This is a genomic window from Patulibacter medicamentivorans (genome assembly GCF_000240225.1).
Classification (GTDB): Bacteria; Actinomycetota; Thermoleophilia; order Solirubrobacterales; family Solirubrobacteraceae; genus Patulibacter; species Patulibacter medicamentivorans.
Genome location: NZ_AGUD01000342.1, coordinates 1 through 1,596, shown reverse-complemented (window position 1 = coordinate 1,596; position 1,596 = coordinate 1). Strand labels below are relative to the sequence as shown.

Sequence of the window (1,596 nt, the reverse complement as noted above, 5' to 3'; positions counted from 1 at the left end):
CAGCCCAACCGCGTCGACTCGACCGCGGTCACCGGCGCCAAGGGCCAGTCGGGCACGCGCGGCCACTCCGTCGGCCCCGAGGTCGTCGGCGTCCGCGTCGACGAGTCGAACCTGAACGCCAACGTCCTGATCTTCACCTTCGACCAGGCGCTGAACGGGATCGCCAACCCGGCCGCCTTCGGCTTCATCAAGCAGGACGGCACCACCGTCGCCCCGTCGGCGATCGCCTCGATCAGCAGCTACGAGGTCGCCGTGCGCTTCCCGTCGCTGCCGGGCGACTCGCTGGTCACCGAGGCGGTCGAGGGCTTCGCCAACTTCGGCGCGACCTTCTCGGCCAACTACGGCAACTTCAACTCCGCCGGGGTCGTCGCGGTCGCGGGCAAGAGCAAGAACACCGCCCGTCCCGACCTGCTGGCCGCCGAGCTGGGCTCCGGCGGGGGCAGCACCTCGGTCACCTACAGCTACGACGAGCCGGTCCACAGCCCGATCGCCGGCGGCTTCGTCGTGCGGACGGCCAGCGGTGCGCTGCTCGCCGGCACGAGCGCCGTGGTCAACGCCGACGGCAAGACGGTGACGGTCAACTTCCCGAACCCGGCGGCCCAGAAGTCGCAGGAGCACTTCGTCACCGCGTTCAACCTGACTGGCGCGGTCCTGAACGCGAACAACGTCCCCGTGCTGAACGACTCGGCGCCGATCGGCGGCAACGCCGGCGCGCTGTCGAGCGGCTGGACCTCGGCGCCCGACGCGACGTCGGCGACGTTCAACAAGAGCAACGGCCAGGTCGACATCACGCTCGACACGCGGCTGAACGTGCCGATCGGGATCAACCCGGCCGGCTTCTCGCTGGTCGACGACAACGGTGACCTGATCGTGGCCGGGGCGGCCTCGGCGGTCAGCGCCGGGTCGGACGGCGCTCCCGGTCCGCAGACGATCCGCCTGCAGTTCCTGCCCAACCAGGTCGCGGTCGCCTCGGCGGTCGAGATCCAGGGCTACAACGCGCCGTTCGGGGTCTCGGGGCCGACGCCGTTCTTCGGCTCGCTGTCGACGATCGACCCGGCCAACGCGATCCCGGTCGCGCAGTCGCTGTCGGCGGCCACGACCGCCTCGGCGATCGCCCCGGTCGGGACGCCGAAGGCGAAGCTGAAGCTGCGCAAGGTCAAGACGATCGGCGTGCTGCCGGCCAAGCTCCAGAAGGCGCTGAAGCCGACCAGGAGCGCCAAGCAGGCCCGTGTCAACGCGCGGGTCGTCAAGCGCTACCTGAAGAGCGGCGGCTCGCTGAAGGTCAAGCGGGTCGCGGTCAAGAAGGCCGCCAAGAAGGGCTGAGGCCGACCGGCCGGGTCGCCCGCTCCCGCGCGAGCGGGCGACCCGGCTGCGCCCCGAGGACGGGGCCGCGACGCACGGACCGTCGTCGTGCCGACACAACGCCGCCGAGGAGCCCCTCAGCTGGCGTCCTGCGGCAATTCCGTGTTAACTGCCTGGCACAGCGGCCGTATTGGGTCGGCCGCGGGGTGCGGTGTGGGTGCCTTGGTCGGGCGTCCCGCCGGAAACGAACATCAGGCCTCTCGAAGGAGGACCTTCATGACTTCCAACGCTCGG

Annotated in this window: 1 protein-coding gene; it reads left to right on the top strand. The window is 70.8% G+C overall.

Going from position 1 to position 1,596, the window contains the following annotated elements; all coding sequences use genetic code 11:
• The coding region (locus PAI11_RS23545; protein ID WP_040601548.1) for a hypothetical protein at window positions 1-1,323 on the top strand (1,323 nt) is incomplete at its 5' end.
• Window positions 1,324-1,596: the final 273 nt, after the last annotated feature.